Here is a 20,089-nt window from a genome sequence, read left to right as displayed (position 1 = left end):
GTTCACCATCCCGAAGCCGGTGCTCAGACCTAGGGCACGGCCATGAGCGTGACTCAGATCTATGATGTTCTGCGCACTCATGATCTGTTCAACACATGTCTGTAGACCCTCCTGCAACTCCAGGGGCAGCCCTATCGCTCGAATCATACGTCGGGGATCATATCTGGAATTGAGCAGGCGGCAGACCACGGGCTTCTCCTATTCATTTAGGCTCACAGGTGGACGGTTACACCACCGCAGCACATGCTCTGCACTCGCTAGACCTTTGAGGTAAAACACCACACCGCTTAAATCTTCAACGGTTCTGCGCAGTAAATTACCTTGCGCATTGCCGTGCTTAAATATCCATAGCGGGATTTAACGTAAGTCCCTAAATGTCTAGCTGCGATTAGTGGCCGTTTTGAGCATATGCCTGGCTGTTTGAACCAGCTGATCCAAACTCCAAGGCTTTTGCAGGAATGCGACTCCGGCAGGCAGGTCACGGCTCACCTCAGTTCCGTAGCCGGTGGTCACTATAATCGCGGTACTTGGCCAGCGCTTATGCACCATCATCGCGAGTTCCTTGCCATCAAGCTGACCTGGCAGAGTAAAATCGGTGATCAGCAATGCACAGGGAATTTTGGACTGCAGGAGGCGCATCAAGGCTTCGTCAGCGCTGAAAAATCCAATGGAGTCAGCACCATGGTCAGTAAAGATTTCAACGATCAACCGATGCATCAAGGGATCGTCTTCGACAATCACCACGCTACCACTGACGGGCTCTTCCTTCGATGAAAACGAAATTATGGGCATTGCGTTTCTTGCCTTGTCGCGCTGAGCACCTGTTGAAGTACGCTCGATAGCTGCTCTACCGAGTAAGGCTTATGCACAAGCTCAAAACCTGTGGCGCCATTCTGCGCAAGTACATGGCTGTATCCGGTAGCCAGCACAACCGGCAAGTCTGAGTACAAGCGCTCAATTTCCTGCCTTAATTCGATACCGCTCATGCCTGGCATGACCACGTCAGAAAACACGATATCAAATTGGTAGGCATCCTTTGCCAATTCGGCAAGTGCCTCCTGGGCGTCGTGAGCCAGGAAGGGAGCATAACCGAGGTCCGTGAGCGATTGGACCGTAAAGGTGCCCACATCAACATTGTCTTCAACCACCAATACGCGTGTCCCATGTCCGTTAATGAGCGCAACAGAAGCAGGAGCGTTAGAGCTTTCAGCTGACTGGACTACGCGAGGCAAATAAAGAGTGAATGTGCTGCCTTGGCCGACCGTACTTGTCACTACGATTTCGCCGCCCGATTGTTTCGCGAAACCAAAAACCTGGGACAGTCCAAGCCCGGTCCCTTTGCCTACGCTCTTGGTGGTGTAGAAGGGCTCAAAAATTTGTTCCAGATTTTCTGGGGGGATACCGGAGCCGGTGTCACTAAGCGAAACAGCAACGTAGTCGCCAGCAATGGCAGGATGCGATCGCACAGCAGGCAATTGCTTTGCAGCGTGGACTCGCAACGTGAGACGCCCTTGGCCTTGCATGGCATCCCGAGCATTGAGAGCCATGTTTACCAATGCGGTATCAAACTGATTGGGGTCGGCACGGATAAAATGATTTTGCTCGGGCAGAGCAAGGCTGATCTCTACTTGAGACCCCACCATGGTACTTATCATCCCAGCCAAGGCTTTTACGCTGTCGCAGGCGACAAACACTGATGGCTTCAATGCTTGACGCCTGGCAAAAGCCAAAAGCTGTGAAGTTACTTTCGCCGCCCGCTCAACGGTGTCCGAGATAACGGACACATACCGAGCCCGACGCTCATCGGCAATGTCCGGCCGTTTGAGCATATCCGTAGAGGATTTGATCACTGTTAACAGGTTGTTAAAGTCGTGGGCTACACCGCCAGTGAGCTGACCAATGGCCTCGATTTTCTGAGATTGGCGCAATGCTTCTTCTGCTTTAGCCAGAGCCTGCGCGGCGTCATATTCAGCCGTGAAATCACGTCCTACCGCGTTAATTTGCTGGTCATCCGGCTGGGTTGACCATGAAATCCTTCGGTAACTGCCGTCCCTGTGACGGAAGCGATTGTCGAACCGACTGTAAGCATGTCCACTAGCCGACATGTTTACTGCTTTGATTGTATGGTCCAGGTCCTCGGGGTGAATCAGCTCGAAAATGGTCCGACCAATCAACTCATCCGTCTGCCAACCTAACAAACCAGTCCAAGCGGGGTTGACAGCGGTGATCAACCCTTCAAATGTGCACCGAATCATGATATCGGAAGACAGTAACCACAGCCTGTTTCGATCCTCGGTGCGCCGATTAACTTCTGCTTCGAGCCGAGCATTCAGCTCCTTCAGCTGGACAACTGCCTGCGCGCGAGCCCCTTCGGCTTTATCCCTCTCACGATCGGCCAGGATCTGCTGAGTCATTTCAGTAGCAAGAAGCAGGACGCCGGCAAACCCACCGCTCTCGCCCTGTATGGGGGAAAAGCTGTAGGTCCAGACGGTCTCCTCATCATGGCCATGCCGGTTCATGGTCATGGACAACTTCTCGATGGCAAACCCTTTACCAGTCCTCAGCACTTGGGCAACTTGAGGACCAAGGACGGGGCCAATGTCCGTTAGGACGTCAGGCATAGGCTGTCCGAAAGCCGAAGGATGCCGATCCCCTAACGCGAGACCATAGGCATCGTTGTACAGAAGCCACTGCCGTTCTCCCCAATATAAAGCAGCTATGCCTTTGGCGTTCAACACCAGCGACAGTGCCGTGCGCATAGAGGCTGGCCAGCGGTTGTAATCACCCAAAGGGGTTAGAGACCAATCAGTCCCTCGAACCAGGTCACCCATTTGGCCCCCACCGATCATGGGTGGAACGTCAGAAGTCAGCTTCCCCCTTGAGGAAGAAACAAATTCATCAGCAGGGGGTATGGGCATGCCGGCTCAATCCAAAGAGGTAGGGTGACATTACGAGCAAAGGCTGCGCAGCGGTGCGTCCGTGTAGTACAGGCGCCGAGAAGGTATAGGGTAAACGAATATCTGCTAGCAGACCCATTCTAGACGCCAAGGTTCGGGTAAAACCTATTTGCCTGGATTTACGGCCCAAGCGCATCCCTTTAAAATCCCTCGTATTCGTAAGGCTTCACTGCTAACTCCCAGGACGGATCTGGACGGCCATGACAAAGGCTCTCAGTCGAAACGAAGGGAACCCCCGTCATAGAGGTCATTGATGTCCGCTGATCATTACAATGCTGTGTCCCTCCCCCAGAGCAAGGAGCGGCCAACGCCGAAGAGTTGGCTTACCGACTCCGTCAACAGCAGCTGACGGCAGATTTTGGACTGCTCGCCTTGAAAACCCACGATGCAGGGCTGTTGCTTCAGGAGGCTACCCGTCTGTGTGCAGAGGGCATGTCCACCCTGCTCTGCAAGGTCATGGCGTTTCAGCCGCAAGAGGGCGACTTTCTAATGATCGCCGGTGTGGGCTGGAAACCTGGATACGTAGGTCATGCACGCGCAGGAGCCGATCTGGAAAGCCCGGCGGGTTTCGCTTTTCAGACAAGACGAGCGGTCATTTCAAACCACCTGCAGGCAGAAGCGCGTTTCCGCACACCACGAATCCTAGCTGACCACAACGTGAAGCGAGCGATCAACGTGGTTTTACTAGTCGCGGATGAGCCCTATGGCGTACTCGAAGTGGACAGCCCGCTCGATGGCCGATTCACCGACGCTGATCTGGCATTTATGCAAGCCTTTGCCAATCTCCTGGGCGTTGCGTTGCAACGTCAGAGCTATGAAGACGCAATGCGGGCTAACGAAGAGCAATTACGGCAAGCCCTTGAATACCAGCATGTGTAGACGCAGGAGGTCAGCCATAGGGTCAAGAACAGCTTGGCGATTGTGGCGGGGTTGCTGCGCGTGCAGAGCAACAGCTCACCGTCCGAAGAACTTCGCCAAGCACTCGGCGATGCAGAAACACGCGTATTGACCATTGCGCAACTGCATGACCGTTTATGGCAAACGGGCGAAGTGCGAAGCCTGAACCTGGAGGATTTCCTGAGGGAACTTTGCGAGAAATTCAGCAGCTCTGCGTCGACCAAAATCCTGACGTACGAAGCTCCTCCTGTAATGATTCCCACAGATGACGCAATTCCTCTAGGCCTGCTGGTGAACGAGCTGGTCACCAATGCAGTGAAATACGCCTCTCCACAGAAACCAGGCGATGTAAGCATCAGCATAAAGTCCAACGGCGATCGTCTACGATTGGAAGTTCGTGATCGTGGCCCGGGGTTACCTGAGGATTGGCAGCAGAGGAACCCCGCTAGCTTAGGCATGAAACTCATCTCTCGCTTGAGCAGGCAGCTGGGAGGTGAACCTCAGTGGGAAAATGCTCTTCCTGGCTCACGCTTTACTCTGGAATTCTCTGCTTGATTATTCCGAGGTTCTGCCGGATTGCCTCAGACTTTCTATGCCGAACCATCAAACAATGGTTCACGATTTTCAAAAAATCGCGCGATGGTGTTAGCAGTAATTCTTCAGCAAAGAAATCATGTAATTATCGAGCGCAGCCTGCTCGCATATGCCCTGGAGCACGAGGCGGATATCGCCAAGGTCCAGGCTTGGCTGGGCCACGCCAATATCAGCACGACGCGGATCTACGATCGCCGGCAGAACCGGCCAGAGGACTCACCCACGTTCAGGGTGAAGTATTGAGTTGTGTGTGCAGCGCGGAAAAGTTAAGGTTTTAGGTAACGTTACCATTAATAGGCGGGCAGCAAGGCAAAGCGGGGTGCGGGTGAAATCAACCCGGGGCTCCGCTCACGCCGTCAGGATCTTGCCGGTTTTGCGGTCCAGTATTCGATATGGCGAATCGTCCTTCCCCTCTGTAGTCCGCGTGAGATCTGCCAGAGCGGCGGACTTCGTCTTGTAAGTCCACTCTGATCCCATTCGAAACCATTCGCCGTCAAAGCCACTTCGATCCTGAAGTTCATAGCGCGCCTGCGCTGCAGCTTTTTTAGAGCCAGACGGCTGAGCAGCGGCTAAAAACCGTTCAAGCTCACGGACACGTGCTCGATCTTTTTCGCCAAGCTCGAATTCTACCCGGGCCTATCTACAGTTGTATGAGCGAACTCGCTAAATGCTCCCTGCGTTCAGACCAAAAAAGTTGCATACCAACATCGCTGATCTGGTCCAGGTCAACAATGTCAGTTTCATTGAGCTCACCATTACCAGCACCGGTGTCAATCAGCGACTGAATCCTTGCGCGGCGCTGATTGAGCAGCTCAAAACAGGCTGCCTTGATAGTGATCGGGACACCGACCACACACATGGTTTCGGCAAGAAGAAAAGTGACGATCATGCATTCACGCAGGCGGTTCTTCACCCGAAATCGGCCTTCCGCCAATTCGGCAGTAATGTGAACACCGGGTAGGCTGTAGCACACCTTGTTGACTAGGCCCTGGTCATCGCACTGGGCTTTTAGCTCGGCAGCAACCCGTGCTAGAAGTGCACGTTTTTTAAAGTAGTAGAAAATCCGCATTTTTGCTTTTACCTCAACTTTCCGGGTTGTAGCCGGTACAGCCCTTTTGGGGGAAAATCAGATGCCGATCGTCGACGCCATGAGCCTTGCGCTCCCGCAGATTCATCACGACCAAAGCCCCCTCTTTCAAAGCGCTCGGTGAAGGCCCCGATTTCGTAAAGCTGCTCCAGCAAGGCGTCGAACATGTTGTGAGCCAGGCTAATTGAGTCAGCGTCCAAGTCCTGAACAGCTTGCTCCAGGTGATGGAACAGGTCGGTTTTCAATATCACTCATTGGTTGAGTCCTCCGGACGATTTTTCTTTAGTCGCGATGCTTGAGGCCCACTGAAAGCCGACAGTTGCGGGACTCAATACTCCCCTGCCTGAAAGGCCAGCACGCCCGATCCTTCATGCTGGGAGTTTGCCGGACGATCGTCAGCTTGACCTTCTGCGGAGACTCAGCCCGAGGAGGGATAGAGGGGCTGTGATGAAAGGTGACAATGTTGTGAGCGCCCGTGGGAACAAAGTTCTGATTATTGAAGCTGGTTTGCCGAGGCCCGGGGTTAGGACCCGTGTCCAACGATGTTGGACTCGAGCGTATGACAGAGCCCCTGTCCACTTCTGCGTTCAACTCCTGAGCTTTGGATTCCATCGACGCGACTCCTCGGTGGGGCTCCGATCGGGTTGACCACAGCAAAGCGCTTACTCCAATAACACTGCCTATTGCTAGGCACGCGACAAGACTTTGCACGCCACGCCTGTGGCCTCTTCGGGTAATTCGTTCCGGGGCATCACTGAGTTCTGCTTTCATCCATGACCTACCTGTGATCTCTTTTTGCACATCGGCAACATTCTGGAAGCGATCTTCCCCTTGAACTCTCGGACGCGAAAGACGCGCCCCGGTACTGCCAAAGGCCTGTGGTGCACAGCGGATTTTTCCGTGATTCTCGGTCTGATGATCAGACCGCTATTTTGGCCAACGCTTGACCGATGCTAAAAATGGAGCATTCGCCAGACTCGGAAACCACTGCGAAGGCCTTCGTTTGAGCGTATTGACCTGGCCCACGTGCCCTATTGTCCCAGACAGCAACCACATCAACTGTGTCTTTCACCTCTCCACCCCAGCTGTCGAGTTGGCAATAACGGTGGTAGATGTCGAGCACGTCAGATCGATCAGGATCTGAGAGCTTGCCCTCGATGGCCGTCCTCTCCCGTAAAGCATCGAAGTAAGCTTTAGCAACGCCGAGGGTGTTATAAACCGTGCCGCTTTTCACGATGACTTTCTTTGCCAAACTAATTTTCCTTACTGATCAATTGCCGAGGTTGAGGCCAGCATTTGTGATCGTTGTGCCTTTTTTTTTCAGCACCCCTGCATTACCAGAAATCACACTGTAATGCCCTGATGGGATATCCATCGTGAGCGGCCCGCCACACTGCGGACAGGCTGGATTCGCCAGAACTGCCAAGTTCGATGGGACGTCGTCCGGCCACCAAACCTTCCGACAACTCCCGAGGCATGCGTGGCTGGGTGCTCCATGATTAGCGCTATAGATTAGGTGCCCTTTGGTTTTCACGATCTGCATTCGAATTCCCTTCTCGATCTTTGGAAGCGAGTGCTCCCTATCCTACTGCCTCGGCCCAGCTCGATGGCTGGGATTGGGGTGAACCTGGTGCTTTCCTGTGTCAGGTGCGTTTTGCGCGCAGGGTCGCCAATGCAGCGTCAATCTTGGCCGCGGCGTCGCCGTATTCCTTTACGGCCACAGCCCCACTCGTGCCGGGAATTGGGCGTTGCTCATTTTTCTTACTTACACAGCTGCATCGCAATGGCATCGAACTCACGGTCAAAGCTAGCTTTCTCTGCCGCGCTCAAGAAACCCTGCTGCTCGACGAACCGATTAGTTTCATTCCGGACGTTCTCTACACGTTTCACCATGCGCTGTGCTTCAACCTCGGTAATACGACGGCCTTTTCTTGAGGTACTGATATCGGCATTTAGAACATTCGCTCTTACTGAGATATGTGCTTGTCCTGGATCGCTGATCTGCCCGCCGGTCTCGCCGGCTATTTCTTGTTGGTTTTGGATGTCGCAGCTTGGAAGATTGAGGCTTTGCTGTGCAGCTGTAGCGGTCAGGCTAAAAGCAAACAACGAAGTGAAGAAAATATGTTTCATGACTCAGTCCCTTTGATCGGATGTNCCAGAACCGGCATAGCGTTTGTCAGGGTCGGGGCCTTCATGTGCGCTTGCAATGCCGCTTCATCGTCCCAGCTTTCGTAGGAAACAAAGCGGGTGGGGTCTTCGAGATCCGTCAACAGCGCATAGGCCTGGCACCCAGGCTCGTGCTGGAATTGCGGCAGGGCGGATTGCAGTAGGTTTTTCAGTTGCGCTTCCTTGCCTGGCTTGGCTTTCATGATCGCGACGACGTTAAGAGGTGAAGTCATGTGGGGAGTCCTGGCAATGCCGGCGCCGGAATGGAGCCGTCAGCGCATGAGACATGCCACGTAAGGTATTCATTCAGAAAAACAGGGAGGCTACTGTTACTGCGCCGCCACCCTTTTCCTAGATACTCGGCCTGATCGGCTGGACCTGAGTCTGCCTAGCCTGATGTGTCTGTTTCAGCTCGGTCTCCAAGGTGTTTCTCATGCTTGGGCTGATCACGTTTTCTAGGCCCAAGGCCATAATCCAGCCTAGGGCCAAAGCATGGTAGTAACTCACCAAAAGATCGCTGGGCGCATCGCTGACGGCGGAAATCCTGTCACGAATGCGCATCACGGTTTTGGGGTTGTCCTGCTCGATCTTGATAATGCCCATGGCTTTTCCTAGTCCTGATCGGGGTCAACAGCGACCCACGCTTTCGCCCCGTTATAGTCGTCGCCAGACCGCCAGTGACGGATGCAACGCGAATAAGGTGTTTGAATTGCCCAGGGCGTAGCGAAGTGGCATGGCGGGGAGTCATACGGGCTCTCTGTCAGGATGCCGCGGGAATCGCGATGAATCTGGAGAGAGTAGCCAGCAGGCCTCCTGAATAGCTTACAGGCAGGCCCGGCGCGGTGTTCACGGAAAATGATTACGTATGCGCTAAGCAGCAGCTAAACGCCGCAATATTGCTCAAGAAGTGCCACCTGGTCCTTGTGACACATGACCGGCATTTCTTGCGCACCCGCGAAGTGAAGATAGCGCGTGCGATGACGACCATTGGTGTAGCCGACCCAGCGCGACACGCGCTCAGACCTACGACCCAATATTTTCAAGATAGGCTGTTCGGACTCTTCTTTAACCTCGTTGAAAGAAACGATCGGCATTTCGACGTGCCGCTCCTTCGGACTAGGTGGTGCCAGAAATTCAAAGATGCCTTGGCGTTTATCTTGGTCCCATTCCTCTACAGGTGAGACGACAAAGCTTTGGTGTTCGTGCTGATCCGAATAGTGAATCAACTTTTGTACATCAACCATGACAACCACATGGTTATCGTAGCCTGGGCGGCACCGCAGACTCACGCTCTGATAACCAGGGTGGTCACCAGAGAGACTGACTTCATACAGATCTGTGTTCATCCTTTGTCCTTTGCTGATGGGGGGCAGGCTTGCACCCGAAACCGACTTAGCCTAAATCGGTTTCCCGTTTACCGTAAATCGGTGTCCGAAAGGCATGAAAAAGGCCCCCGGACGGTGGGAAAGTCCGGGGGCCTATTTAACTTTTCATCCGTTACACGCAGTCAAGACGCAGCAAGATGCCGAAGGGCTGAGCGACGCTTTGGATCGATAGCGGTCGGCCGTGGATCACTGCTTTCGACCCGCAGCCGTCTGTGACGATGCTTGAGGCCGATTGAGGCGTGGCATTTCGCGATTCGATACTTCCCTGTCTATAAGCCCAGCACGCACATTCTTTCATGCTCGGCGACTGCCGGACGATCGTCAACTTGGGTTTCTTTGGAGCCTCTGGCCTTGGCGAAAGATCGGAGCTAACTCGAAAAGCGACCACATTGTCAGCGCCTCTAGGAATGAAGTTCCGATCGTTGATCGGTCAATTTTCCATACTAGATTAAACGCTAATTTCAGGTCTTGAAGCGCGCTACCATCTGATTCAAGTTCACCGCTAACTGCGAAAGCTCATTGCTGGCGGCCAGGGTTTGCTGCGTGCCTTCGCTGCTCTGCAGCGCCAAGTTGCGAATGCTCACGAGCGCGCGGTCTACTTCGCGAGCTACATGAGCCTGCTCTTCCGCGGCAGTGGCGATCTGCTGATTGCGGTCATTGATCAGTTGCACCGAGTCGGCGATGACTTTCAGTGACATCCCGGCTTCGTCGGCAGTGCGCTGCGTGTTGTGTGCCTCGATGGTGCTGCTGCTCATCGAATCCACAACCAGTGACGTGCCTGCTTGGATACTTGAAATCATCTGTTCGATTTCCAGAGTTGAGGTTTGTGTGCGATGAGCCAGTGCCCGAACCTCATCAGCCACCACGGCGAAGCCTCGGCCTTGCTCACCAGCGCGGGCCGCTTCGATCGCGGCGTTCAAGGCCAGCAGGTTGGTCTGTTCTGCAATGGCACGGATCACGCTCAGCACCTTGCTGATGTCCTGCGCCTGACCAGCGAGGCCCTGCACCTGTTCAGAGGTCATTTCCACGCGGTCCGTTAGGCTGCGCATGGCATGTAGGGTTTCGCCGACTTTCTGGTTACCGGTGGCGGCAGCGCGTGTGGAGTCCTTGGCCGCTTCGGAGGTGGAGTTAGCGTTAAGCGCGACCTCATCGACGGCGGCGCTCATCTGGTTTACCGCCGTGGCGGCCTGCTCGATCTCACTGTTCTGCTGCTGCAGGGTGAGGCTGGCGCTCTCGGTGATGGAAGTCATCTCTACTGCGGCGGAACTGAGCTGTGCGGAAGCATCGGAGATCTGCTCTATGGTGCTTCGCAGGTTGCCTTGCATGGTGTTTAGCGCGCGCATCAACCGCGCAGATTCGTCATTACCCTTAACCTCCAGGATAAGACGCAGGTCGCCGTCGGCGATTTCCTCGGCCATTTTCAGCGAGGCGCTCATAGGCTGGACAATGCTGCGAGTCAGCAGGGTGGCGAGCACCAGCGTCAGCACCAGCGCGGCGAGTACCACACTATCGACGATGGTGATGCTGTGGGCATACACCTCAGTGGCGGTCACGCCTGCTGCTGCAGCGCCGTCGGTATTGTGCTGGCGCAACTCATTGAGTTTGACCTGGTACGCTGCGGCACGGTCGCGTTGTTCAGTGTTGGCGAATGTCACGGCCTGCTCATGCTGGGTAGCGTCAAGATCGACGACGCGTTGCAGTCCATCAAGATAGGTCTTCATCAGCGCCGCTGCGGCCTCGAATTTGGCCCCTTCTTCTGGGTCGGAAATGAGGTTATTGCGGTAGAAGTCGGTGCGCTCGTTGAGCATGCGCTTAGCGTCTTCCAGGTGCTGCACGGCGGTCGCTTGCTCTTGGGGATTCGAAGTCGCCAGAAGACGGATGCTCTCTAGGCGCGCGCCGAGCAGGGCGATCTGGATGTCGTCGGCGGTCTGCACGCTGATCAGCCAGTTCTTTTCGATGTCCTGCTCGGTGCCACGCAGCTTCCCTAGCTGCACGTATGCGAAGCCGCCGAGGGCAATGACCAGCAGCGTGATTAAACCGAAACACAAGGCGGCACGGGGCGCAATATTTAAAGAACGTAGGTTCACGGTGCAACTCCGAAGGGCAAACGCAGAAACTTTCTGCGTTCTGTACGGAAGCCATCGGCAATGAAAAACATAAATTTAGAACAAGGGTCAATTACAGCGGTATCAGTGCGGCCAGGTAGCAAGCAATATCGTCGAACCGTCATCGTTGTATCCGAATGTACATCAACAAGATCAAGGTTGTGCATCAGCGTCAGGGGGTGGGCCAGGGATTGCTCTGGCACCTTTGGCAGATCCATCGACTGCCGATCGTGCCACTGTACGAGTACGAGCTGTCATGCGGCTTCTGGGATAAAGCGCGTCTGCGATTCGACGCTGTAGGTGCCCAACTGCTCGATCAGCTGGCAAGCCTTCCCGATACGAATTAAGAGGCGTTACGTTGACGGCATCTAGTACCGAAATCTGACAAAACCCAAGGTCTTTGGGGGGCCGCTATCGACCCATAGCTGCCTCCCCATGTTGCCAGTTGGACTTCTGAAATTGCGGAGTGAGCTATCAAAAGAACCCAGGGAATGCGGTATCTAAACGACTTGGACCTTGTCAGTCCTTCAGTCATAATCGTGGTCTTGGCCATTTATTGATGGCAATAAAACATCAACAAGTGGGGGGGCTTAATGACTATACCGAGTGAACGCACCCGATGTGTTATCCAAACAGAAGCGTTTTTGCGAGAGTTATCAAAATGCCCCGTTATCCCTGAGGAGTACCGTATTGAAGCGAAGCGGCTCCTGCGGCATTACCCTGAGTCGTCGTTTGTCTTACACGTGGGCAAGATGGATGACATCATTCAAGGAGCAGAACCCGGAGATCCTAGGCGCGAATTGGCCATCGACGGTTATCACCCTATGTTTACTGCGGATATAAAGCCCTAGCGGTACCGGACTATCAAAGGATAAGGCTGTGTATGAAGGCTTATCATCCACCCTGTCGGTATCTCCGCGAGCGGCGCCCACCTTTTACCAACTGCATGACGACGGGCCATGGAGCTGCGTTTCCTTCTGCGTGCACAGTTCGCGCCGACCAACGCGCCAGATGTCTAGCGGGCGCGGATGGTGGCGAAACAATCGTTTGTCTCGTGCTGAACTGAGTTTGGCAGAGGATGTATTGGGCGAGCTTGGTGGGGAACCCAGTAGGTTCGAAGATGCTGCGTTCTTTCCAAGGGCGTTGTCATGATGGGCATACCTTTTGAAGTAACAGTGTTACCAGTTGCGTGAGGACCTTGGTTGCCTCACCAACCAGCACTATCTCGCGGGGCTCGTTCGTCCCGACATCCACAATGTTGATGTGTATGACGGTTGCCCCGCCCTGTTGCGCAATCTCTAGAAGATTCGCGGCGGGGGTGACGGTTCCTGAAGTCCCCACCGATATGAGGACGTCACAGTTTTTGACCAACAACACCGCGGTTCTCCATAGCTCCGAGGAGAGGTTCTCTCCATACCAGACCACACCAGGGCGAACTTTACCCCCACAGTGCCCACACCTGGGGGGCTCAACCAATATCCCCTCCGCGGGAATGACCATTCCGACTGGAAACTTTGCTGCCGGCCGATGGCAGGCGAAGCATTTGGGCGTGGCCAAGGTCCCATGGAGATGATGCACACATGAGGAACCTGCCCGCTCGTGAAGATCATCGATGTTTTGTGTGATGACAGGCACGTTATAGCCTAGGCATTCGAGTCTCTGCAATGCGCAGTGGGCTGCGTTGGGTAGCGCGTTGGCCGCCTGTTGCCTGCGCCACAGGTACCATCCCCAGACCAGCTTGGGATTGCGGCGAAATGCGTTCGCGGTCTCCAACTCCGCCGGATCATAGCGAGCCCATAATCCCGTCAACGTATCCCTATAGGTAGGAATGCCACTCTCAGCAGAAATGCCTGCTCCCGAAAAGCAGACAATACTTCGGGCGCTCACTAGCGCTTCTACGGCCAGATGTAAACGCTCCATCTAACACCTTCTTGAGCCGTGCCGCCTCACGTTGAAGAGGCGGCCTGTAAGCATTTGCAGTGCAGGCAAACGCAGAATCGACAACACCGCATGAGCAAACAAAAAATACTCTTTTTTAAGAATTGCTATAGCATATAGTATTGCATAACTACCAATGCAGCAAAAACTCGAATGGGGTGTTCAGTGATTCTAGTTTTCGACCCCGAGCAAGATAAGACCCGCACCTGGACCCACGGAGAGATCGACGGCCTATGCTTTATTGCAACCATCCGCTCACTTGCAACGCGCCAAGCCGACCGCGCAGCGATACTCGGATGCGCCTACGAGTTGCGCCATTACATGCTGACCGCAACCAATGTTTCGATCAGACACGTTCATATGCTGTGCCCGCCATCGATCAGCGGGCGGGCTTTCTGGACCTTAGAGGAGCTTGAGAGCGTTGTGGCGTTCAGCGGCATGGACACCAATGACAATGCTGTCGTTTACAAGACTGCGGTCGCAAGCTACAAGCTGGGCGACCTAGATAGATCTGCGCCGTCGAAAGAAAGGCCGGATTCTCTTTTCAACACAGCAACTATTGGATCATACCCCTTTGTATGCGGCCCACTTGGAGATTGCCCAAGACAACCACCTGCTCGCGGCGCTGTGGAAACGATGATTGATTTTAGTACCCAAGCCGGGCTGCGTTTCTGAGAAGCGCTCAAATGCTGGGCCACCTTAAATAGCTGCTAATGCGGAATCAATCCAGTGCTGCTGAAAGCCGTTTTAAAAAGAAAAAGATCAATATTGCTATAGCGTATAGAGATTTCTGTCTAGTCCGGGCTTTATCGTTCCTTTTGCGGGCAGGCAAATGGAACTCCAGGAATCATTCGGCATAACACTTAGAGCCATCAGATTGGGAAAAGGTCTTTCGCAGGGCGCGGTGGGCGTCAATCAGGGATATCTCAGCGAACTGGAGAGCGGTCTTAAAGCTCCTACGCTGCCCAAAATGGCATCGATTGCAAAAGGCTTGGGTATTCACCCGCTGACGTTGATCACAGCGGTCTACGCCAATCTAGGGCCGGAAGATAGCCAGCAGCTTTTGGCGAGAGTCGAGCAAGAACTTAAAGAAATAGCCGAATCATAGCTTGCTCAATAAAAAACTGGCCCCGCACTGTTAGCCTAAACGCCGCGCAGGTTCGCGAAGCGTCCAGAAGCCAAAGCAGTTAGAAAGCACCGCTGCGGGTGACGCGGCCAGCGTTGACCAAATCAGCATCAAAAAACATGACCTGGGATCACATGCCTTGAAAAGCGCAGCTAAACTCAAGTGCGGCTAGGCTACTCAGCCGTTCGTTCACGATCTATTTTGGGTAACGGGATCGTCAACTCCCCTTCGGTCATCCCGCGTTTGTAAGCGTTATATTGGAGCAACGTTAGGTACTCCAAAAGGGCTGCGGTCTGCAGTTGCAAGTCGGCGACCTTACTTTCAAGATTGCGAATCCGATGCGCCGCTGTGGTCAAACTGGACGGCTTTGCAATGAGTGGCTCAGCGTTTTTTAGTTTGGACTTCCTTGCCGTATAGGCGCTCACTATTTCCCGGTGGCTGTTCAGAGACTGCCTGCTCGGTCGCTTTCCCACCAAGTCAACAACAGCGGCACAGATTCCCTCCCAAGTGATCTGAGAACCTTCCCAACCATGGATAACATTGACAATCGCCGCGACGTTGGACGTGGATAAGTGTTTGGCCATATCTGTCAGTCTGCCTGCCGCCTGTCATCGGCACCAAGTCGATGAAACACTCTGTTCAACTGGCTAAAATCTTTCCCTCGAAGCCTTATCAGTGCACCATTTTCAATCGCAGGATCCTTCATCAACGCAAGCAAACTTGTAATTCTCTCTATTGAGTTGATATGATGAGTCACCCACTTGTCGGCACCATACTCTCCTACCCCTTCGCCTTCGGTGGCCAATGCGAGCACTCGCTTGAGCCTCTCCATACGATCGATCAGACGGTCTCGATTCGGCTGACGCCCCTTGACACAGATCTGCTCTGTACAGTTGATGCAGTCTCGAAATTTCGTGCAGGGACTTATCACGAAATTATGCACGCAGTATCCAAACTCAGTGATATGCGCCGCGCCATCACGAAAGATCAACGTACCATCGCTATCAATGGGTGACCGGACGACATGGTGCATGCTGAGCGAACCAGTGCTCTCATCCGCCGCTCTTAACATCCGAAGTTTTTCAAAAACCTCGGCATCACTGACGTGGTTGTACACCTGATTGCTGCTAACATTCGCCCGCCCGGACCACTTCGCCAAGGCAAGATTGCTGAGACCGCCTCGCTGGGCAATCGTATTTAGCAAATGCCTGGGCTGATGGGTAGTCATCTTGTAACATTCACCCGTCGGATGCCGATACCCATGCCTGTCAAACACGCTGCGATGATTGATGACGGTCGTGCGCGGCCCGAGATCTGCCCACACAGTGCTGACCTTCACCTTCTGCAGCATCACAGGCATGGTGAGACTTTTCGCATGAAGTTGATTTTTCAAAATTGAAAAAATACAACTTGAGTATTTCACGCCTTTTTTTCTATCAAACCATGGAAAATCGGGCGGAAGCTTACCGCGCAAGAAATCCCCAAGTGATTTCAGGGTATACGCACCTTGCGCAACCCTTAATCCTCGCGCTTCTACAAAAGCTGCGGCCGTTTTCGGATCTTCAAGTTTTTGACCGAGTGCGGCCGCAAGTTGAATCAAACTTAAGGGCTGATCTTCCGGAACCTGTGGACACCTCTCATGCCGATAGAACTCATTGGGATGCTCCTCCATCCAAGAAGCCAGCGCCCGGGCCGGACTACTCAATTTCAGCATTCTGCCGAACGCTTCTTTGGCTAAGCTTTCCATTGTCGAGGGTATCCATTTGATATCGCCCGCAAACCCCTTGCTGGAATAAAACCGCCATCCATACCTGACCTGACCGTCTCTATCAACTTCAGCCACCTCGGCATCCGCGCGAAGGGCCAAGACCTCGTTGGCCCGAGAAGGCGCGCACATCAGCAGGGCGAACGTCGACGTGGTGAAAATGTCCTTGGGATCCTGAGGATCATTGGCAAACACTTCAGCAATGGCATTCAATTCCGCTTCGCCTGGCAATTTCCTTGACCGAGCCTCTTCGGCCTCCTTTCCCGTGGTGCTGTTCATGTCCAGCGGGCGTGGCATCGGGCTCACCCAATCCTTCAGATTCTGCCCACATAGGAAGTGGCTGCTCAAATACTCTGCCATCTGCATCAGGTAAAGCCCGGTGGCATAAGCCGTATCGCGGGAGTAATGCTGGGAGGCAGTGAGTGCCGCTTCGTCCAGGTCTGCAACGGTGCACAGATGAATACGTCCGGCACCATGGGCGTTGACAAGTGCGGTCTCCAGGCAGCGAAACATGATGCCGTGCTGTGCAATATGCGCGCGGGCATCCACCATCCTGCGGTGCATCAGATAGGCTTTCGCAAAGTTCATGAAGTCGACATCCATGACCATGTCTCGGGGGATGTGAACACTTTTGCATCCGAGCTTGGAAAAACCTATTCCGGGCCAGCGCACCGCCGTCCACGCGTCCGCAGACCCGACGAAGCAGGCCTTCATATGGTCGATGAAACGTTGGGCGTTGACCGATGCGGTCAGATTCTTGCGCGAGACGAACGGAACCACGCGTGACGTGTCGATCATGTGCCCACCGCGTCGCTTGTAGTGGTCGCTGTGGTCTTTCGAGCATTACACGCCTCCACCACCTGGGTGACCGCCAGAATGCTGCGATCCAGCACCGAAGCGATGGTCAAGTCATGGGTCACGCTCACAACCCGCTCACGCTCTTTCAACAGCTCGGACAGCACCTCCTGATGGGGACCATTTAACCACGGTTGAAAGTGAATGCAGGTGTAGCAGGGAATGGGCACACTGGCGGCGCAGAAGCCAAAAGACCCACAAGTTCCCGCTCCCCGACCGCTGGTGGAACGAACGTCGCTTTGCGGGTCATCTCCCCGAACAGCTGCGGCCTTGGAACTCACGATCATCCCGGCGAATGCCTGGGCGAATGGCGCCAACTGGGACGCTACAGCCCGGTCGATTTGAGCCGCGTGCTCGGGCACATTCTGGGTGTAGCCCCCCACGTTCTGGGTATCCGCATGATCGAGCAGCTCAGCGATGACCAAAGGTCCATAGCCTTCGCGAGCTGCCCGCGTCCCCACCGTGTACCTGAAACGCCTGGCGGACAAGTTGAGCGGCTGGCCGGTTCTTTCGGATCTAAAACCTATCTGCTCGCTTAGTCTCCGGAGGATTAACGAGACCCGTCCGCTTTTAAGATGAAGCCAATCGGTCGTCATGATGGCCACGAACTCAGCCTCGCTGCCTATGGCCTTAATCGCCTTCCAGTTCGGAAATAGTGGCAATTCTCTAGCCATGTTTTCGCTTAATGAAAAGCGCCATATCGCAGCCACTGTCGCCCTTACATGGGCCGCCTGGGCGGTCAGAATCGTGAAGAGTTCTTCAGTGATGGCCCTTTTACGAAAAAGAAGCCGGAACGCCTGACCGGGCTGTTTGCCACGCGGTACCGCAATGAAGAAGAACCGGTCGCCCTGCTCGTTACTGCCTTCCGATAGGTCAACCAGTCGCGTATTGGTGAGCTGGACGGGGTGCAAGCCTGGGTAGCCCAGGCGGTGCCATTGTTTTACCAAGACTCGGATAGCGCCAAGGTACCACTCATGATCTGCTTCTAGCGTCTGACGATAACGTGCTATTGATTTAGGACTAACGGGCTCGCCATCACCAAACTTAATAAGCGCGTAGTAACGCATAAATATGTTCTGCGCATGACCAGCAGACGCGTTTATCACGAAAAATTTTAAAGTTCGCAGCAACCCATCTTCGCTCTCAGGGGAAAGTAAGCCCCGGACCACACCGGTGGAGATGGTGGTGTTTCGATTCAGCTTCCAGTAATCATCGGCGAAATTGCAGCGGTAGCCGTCAAAGGAGCTAAATGACTCCGAGAAACCAGGCTGAGGCTCTGTAAGACGCTTGTTCATGCCTTTCCCCCGGTTCTAGAACGTGACGTCCGCTGGAGCATCAAACTAACTTCGTTGGCTTTAGCCTGGATGAATCGCTTGTTGTATCGACTGGCCGTTCCCGACCCTTCCCTCCAACCCATACAACGGGACCGTATCTGCTCTTGCTCTTCCGGAGAGGGAGGATTGGACAGCGCGTCCATTTCGGACGAAAAGGCGTGGTTCCAACTGTGCCGAAGGCGATGACCTGTGACCGCCCGCAGCTCGGGAACGATGGACTGCAAAACATCCCACATTTTTTGATAAGCGGAGATGGAGAGCGGTTGGCCGACCGAGGGCCCATTTTTGTGCGTGACAAACAGATAGGGGCACCGGCTGGCATTACGTACGGCGCGTCTGGGGCCGAGAATATAGTTATGGATCTCTGCCATCAGCTCGTTAGACACCGACAACCTACGTTCACGGGTTTTGACTAGGGGCTGGTAATGACGGGGATCGTCCTTCTGGTCGGGCCTGCGAGCAACGAGCAGCGTGCTGGTCGAAAAGTTGCAGTCGGACACCCGAATGTTCAACAGTTCGCCGCCGCGGATGCCCAACTCGGACTCAATCGTCACTATAAGGCGGTTTCTCTCCTGCACACGGCTGTGGAAGGGATTCACCGCAGCACCTACCTCGACGTGTCGATTAAGCGACGCTTTCTCCCGATCGTCTAAAGCACGGTCGTTCAATTCTTGGTTGCGTCCTCTATGGCTAGGTCGCAATGCCTTGATTTGCTCAAACAAATTTTTAAGCGCCTCAGGCTCTGGGTTGAGGTGATCGAAATAACGTCGCCCAAACCAGAGAATGTATCGACTGGCAGTCGTCATCCGGGAGTACAGAACATCCTTGTGCACTGTGCCGTGTGAGGCTAGCAATTCTTCAACCGTGAACATTTGCTGCTCGACAGTACAGATGTCCCACTGTCGAAAGCGGTACGACATGAAGTCCCGCAGGGCGTCTACTTCGTGCGAGTACAGGAATTCCGCAGAAGAGCAGCGCGCTGCCCAGTCGATGTTTCGGATGGCGAAGAACCGGTACAGGATCGTCAGGTGTCCAGCTGCGGCCACCATGGCGGCACAGGAGAGGCTGGCGTTGCGCACTTGGGTGGTAATGAACAGATTGGAGGCGTAATGGGGGAGTCGGGTGCGCTCATCAATCAACGAAACATAGCGCTCACCTGACTTCATCACGAACCGTTGAGCGCGCAGCATACCTGCCTCCAAACAATACAATCCGATCAAGGTAGCTAAGTAGCTTTTTTTGACGCCGTCAAGAACAAATAATGTGTAATTAAAAAACCCTGACTAATCAGGGCTTTAATAGTGATTCTTTACGTTTTGATAAAACGTCCATCCTAGAACGGGATGTCGTCATCGAAGCTGTCGAAATCCGGTGCCGGCTGCGGCGCTTGTTGCGGCGCGGGACGCGACTCGCGCTGTGGCTGAGGAGCGGACTGCTGCGGGCGGGCCTGCTGTTGCGGACGCGGCGCGGAGTTCTGGGAGTTCTGATAACCGCCACCGCCCTGGCCCTGAGGAGCGCCGTCGCCCTGAGGACGGCCACCGAGCAACTGCATGGTGCCTTGCATGTCGACGACGATTTCAGTCGTGTAACGCTTGATGCCGTCTTTCTCCCACTCGCGGGTCTGCAGCTTGCCTTCGATGTAAACCTGCGAACCCTTGCGCAGGTACTCGCCGGCGATTTCGGCGACTTTGCCGAACATCGATACGCGGTGCCATTCGGTCTTCTCGACCTTCTGACCGGTTTGCTTGTCGGTCCACTGTTCGCTTGTCGCCAGACTCAGGTTGGTCACGGCATTACCGTTAGGCATGTAGCGGACTTCGGGATCCTGGCCGCATGTGCCGACCAATATGACTTTGTTTACCCCACGGGCCATAACGTTC

The 20,089-nt window shown here is 54.3% G+C and carries 21 protein-coding genes and 3 pseudogenes; 8 read left to right on the top strand and 16 right to left on the bottom strand.

The features are described from left to right. Positions 1 to 378: 378 nt before the first annotated feature. Together IFT47_RS26150 and IFT47_RS26145 are read right to left on the bottom strand one after the other, a co-directional pair. Entirely contained in the window at positions 379 to 792 is a 414-nt protein-coding gene (locus IFT47_RS26150; protein WP_192174990.1) for a response regulator, read from the bottom strand. Then, positions 783 to 2,759, bottom strand: a complete 1,977-nt coding sequence (locus IFT47_RS26145) for an ATP-binding protein (RefSeq protein WP_244656078.1) — start codon at positions 2,757 to 2,759, stop codon at positions 783 to 785. The genes IFT47_RS26150 and IFT47_RS26145 overlap by 10 nt, the downstream gene beginning before the upstream one ends. A gap of 570 nt (positions 2,760 to 3,329) precedes the next feature. Here IFT47_RS26145 and IFT47_RS27410 point away from each other — a divergent pair. The 4 genes and pseudogenes from IFT47_RS27410 to IFT47_RS27750 all read left to right on the top strand — a co-directional run. Further along, positions 3,330 to 3,836 carry a GAF domain-containing protein gene (locus IFT47_RS27410; protein ID WP_197984230.1) on the top strand — a complete coding sequence of 169 codons (507 nt, stop codon included), beginning with the start codon at positions 3,330 to 3,332 and terminating at the stop codon, positions 3,834 to 3,836. Between the two features lie 18 nt (positions 3,837 to 3,854). Then, positions 3,855 to 4,070, top strand: a pseudogene (locus IFT47_RS27900) (histidine kinase dimerization/phosphoacceptor domain -containing protein); the annotation flags it as partial. A 36-nt stretch (positions 4,071 to 4,106) separates the two neighbouring features. After that, a complete protein-coding gene (locus IFT47_RS27895) occupies positions 4,107 to 4,409 on the top strand; it encodes a sensor histidine kinase (RefSeq protein WP_274598148.1) in 303 nt (100 codons plus the stop codon). A gap of 150 nt (positions 4,410 to 4,559) precedes the next feature. Then, a pseudogene (locus IFT47_RS27750) lies at positions 4,560 to 4,691 on the top strand (tyrosine-type recombinase/integrase); the annotation flags it as partial. A 397-nt stretch (positions 4,692 to 5,088) separates the two neighbouring features. Here the strand turns inward: IFT47_RS27750 and IFT47_RS26130 are convergent. The 9 genes and pseudogenes from IFT47_RS26130 to IFT47_RS28360 all read right to left on the bottom strand — a co-directional run. Further along, positions 5,089 to 5,517, bottom strand: a complete 429-nt coding sequence (locus tag IFT47_RS26130) for a hypothetical protein (RefSeq protein ID WP_192174989.1) — start codon at positions 5,515 to 5,517, stop codon at positions 5,089 to 5,091. An 8-nt stretch (positions 5,518 to 5,525) separates the two neighbouring features. Further along, positions 5,526 to 5,780, bottom strand: a complete 255-nt coding sequence (locus IFT47_RS26125) for a hypothetical protein (RefSeq protein WP_244656077.1) — start codon at positions 5,778 to 5,780, stop codon at positions 5,526 to 5,528. 674 nt (positions 5,781 to 6,454) lie between these two features. Continuing rightward, complete coding sequence (locus tag IFT47_RS26120) at positions 6,455 to 6,787, bottom strand: hypothetical protein (protein WP_192174988.1); 333 nt, start codon at positions 6,785 to 6,787, stop codon at positions 6,455 to 6,457. Between the two features lie 509 nt (positions 6,788 to 7,296). Then, a complete protein-coding gene (locus tag IFT47_RS26115; RefSeq protein WP_192174987.1) occupies positions 7,297 to 7,665 on the bottom strand; it encodes a hypothetical protein in 369 nt (122 codons plus the stop codon). A gap of 25 nt (positions 7,666 to 7,690) precedes the next feature. Next, positions 7,691 to 7,934 (bottom strand): putative quinol monooxygenase (locus IFT47_RS28370; protein ID WP_446731167.1); only part of this gene is annotated, 244 nt, incomplete at its 3' end. A gap of 118 nt (positions 7,935 to 8,052) precedes the next feature. Continuing rightward, complete coding sequence (locus IFT47_RS26105; RefSeq protein ID WP_192174986.1) at positions 8,053 to 8,304, bottom strand: hypothetical protein; 252 nt, start codon at positions 8,302 to 8,304, stop codon at positions 8,053 to 8,055. Positions 8,305 to 8,582: 278 nt separating this feature from the next. Further along, positions 8,583 to 9,047 (bottom strand): plasmid fertility inhibition factor family protein, encoded by a 465-nt coding sequence (locus IFT47_RS26100; protein ID WP_192174985.1) that lies wholly within the window; start codon positions 9,045 to 9,047, stop codon positions 8,583 to 8,585. Between the two features lie 500 nt (positions 9,048 to 9,547). After that, entirely contained in the window at positions 9,548 to 10,336 is a 789-nt protein-coding gene (locus tag IFT47_RS28365) for a methyl-accepting chemotaxis protein (protein WP_407073268.1), read from the bottom strand. A gap of 69 nt (positions 10,337 to 10,405) precedes the next feature. After that, positions 10,406 to 11,173 (bottom strand): annotated as a pseudogene (locus tag IFT47_RS28360) (MCP four helix bundle domain-containing protein); the annotation flags it as partial. A 155-nt stretch (positions 11,174 to 11,328) separates the two neighbouring features. On the opposite strand from IFT47_RS28360, the gene IFT47_RS26090 reads away from it, so the two are divergent. Continuing rightward, positions 11,329 to 11,538 carry a hypothetical protein gene (locus IFT47_RS26090; protein ID WP_192133378.1) on the top strand — a complete coding sequence of 70 codons (210 nt, stop codon included), beginning with the start codon at positions 11,329 to 11,331 and terminating at the stop codon, positions 11,536 to 11,538. A 246-nt stretch (positions 11,539 to 11,784) separates the two neighbouring features. Further along, positions 11,785 to 12,042 (top strand): BPSL0761 family protein, encoded by a 258-nt coding sequence (locus IFT47_RS28005; RefSeq protein ID WP_342345400.1) that lies wholly within the window; start codon positions 11,785 to 11,787, stop codon positions 12,040 to 12,042. A 295-nt stretch (positions 12,043 to 12,337) separates the two neighbouring features. On the opposite strand, the gene IFT47_RS26085 is transcribed toward IFT47_RS28005, so the two are convergent. Beyond that, positions 12,338 to 13,111, bottom strand: a complete 774-nt coding sequence (locus tag IFT47_RS26085) for an SIR2 family NAD-dependent protein deacylase (protein WP_192174983.1) — start codon at positions 13,109 to 13,111, stop codon at positions 12,338 to 12,340. A 183-nt stretch (positions 13,112 to 13,294) separates the two neighbouring features. Here IFT47_RS26085 and IFT47_RS26080 point away from each other — a divergent pair, with 183 nt between their 5' ends. Together IFT47_RS26080 and IFT47_RS26075 are read left to right on the top strand one after the other, a co-directional pair. Further along, positions 13,295 to 13,804: a hypothetical protein gene (locus IFT47_RS26080; RefSeq protein WP_192174982.1), complete on the top strand. Its 510-nt coding sequence runs from the start codon at positions 13,295 to 13,297 to the stop codon at positions 13,802 to 13,804. Between the two features lie 157 nt (positions 13,805 to 13,961). Beyond that, on the top strand, positions 13,962 to 14,237 hold the full coding sequence (locus IFT47_RS26075; protein ID WP_192133313.1) for a helix-turn-helix domain-containing protein: 276 nt from the start codon (positions 13,962 to 13,964) through the stop codon (positions 14,235 to 14,237). Positions 14,238 to 14,844: 607 nt separating this feature from the next. On the opposite strand, the gene IFT47_RS26070 is transcribed toward IFT47_RS26075, so the two are convergent. From IFT47_RS26070 to IFT47_RS26055, 4 genes are all read right to left on the bottom strand, one after another. Next, complete coding sequence (locus IFT47_RS26070) at positions 14,845 to 16,818, bottom strand: integrase (protein WP_192174981.1); 1,974 nt, start codon at positions 16,816 to 16,818, stop codon at positions 14,845 to 14,847. After that, on the bottom strand, positions 16,815 to 18,170 hold the full coding sequence (locus tag IFT47_RS26065) for a site-specific integrase (RefSeq protein WP_192174980.1): 1,356 nt from the start codon (positions 18,168 to 18,170) through the stop codon (positions 16,815 to 16,817). Before IFT47_RS26065 ends, IFT47_RS26070 begins: the two co-directional genes overlap by 4 nt. Continuing rightward, on the bottom strand, positions 18,167 to 19,399 hold the full coding sequence (locus IFT47_RS26060) for a site-specific integrase (protein ID WP_192174979.1): 1,233 nt from the start codon (positions 19,397 to 19,399) through the stop codon (positions 18,167 to 18,169). The genes IFT47_RS26065 and IFT47_RS26060 overlap by 4 nt, the downstream gene beginning before the upstream one ends. 143 nt (positions 19,400 to 19,542) lie before the next feature. Then, entirely contained in the window at positions 19,543 to 20,082 is a 540-nt protein-coding gene (locus IFT47_RS26055; protein ID WP_037017756.1) for a single-stranded DNA-binding protein, read from the bottom strand. Between the last annotated feature and the right edge of the window lie 7 nt (positions 20,083 to 20,089).

Origin of the sequence: Pseudomonas sp. CFBP 13711, from assembly GCF_014842265.1 — a bacterium.
In the GTDB taxonomy this organism is placed as follows: Bacteria; Pseudomonadota; Gammaproteobacteria; order Pseudomonadales; family Pseudomonadaceae; genus Aquipseudomonas.
Note: the sequence above shows the minus strand (reverse complement) of the source record. Positions and strands in the feature narration are given on the sequence as shown.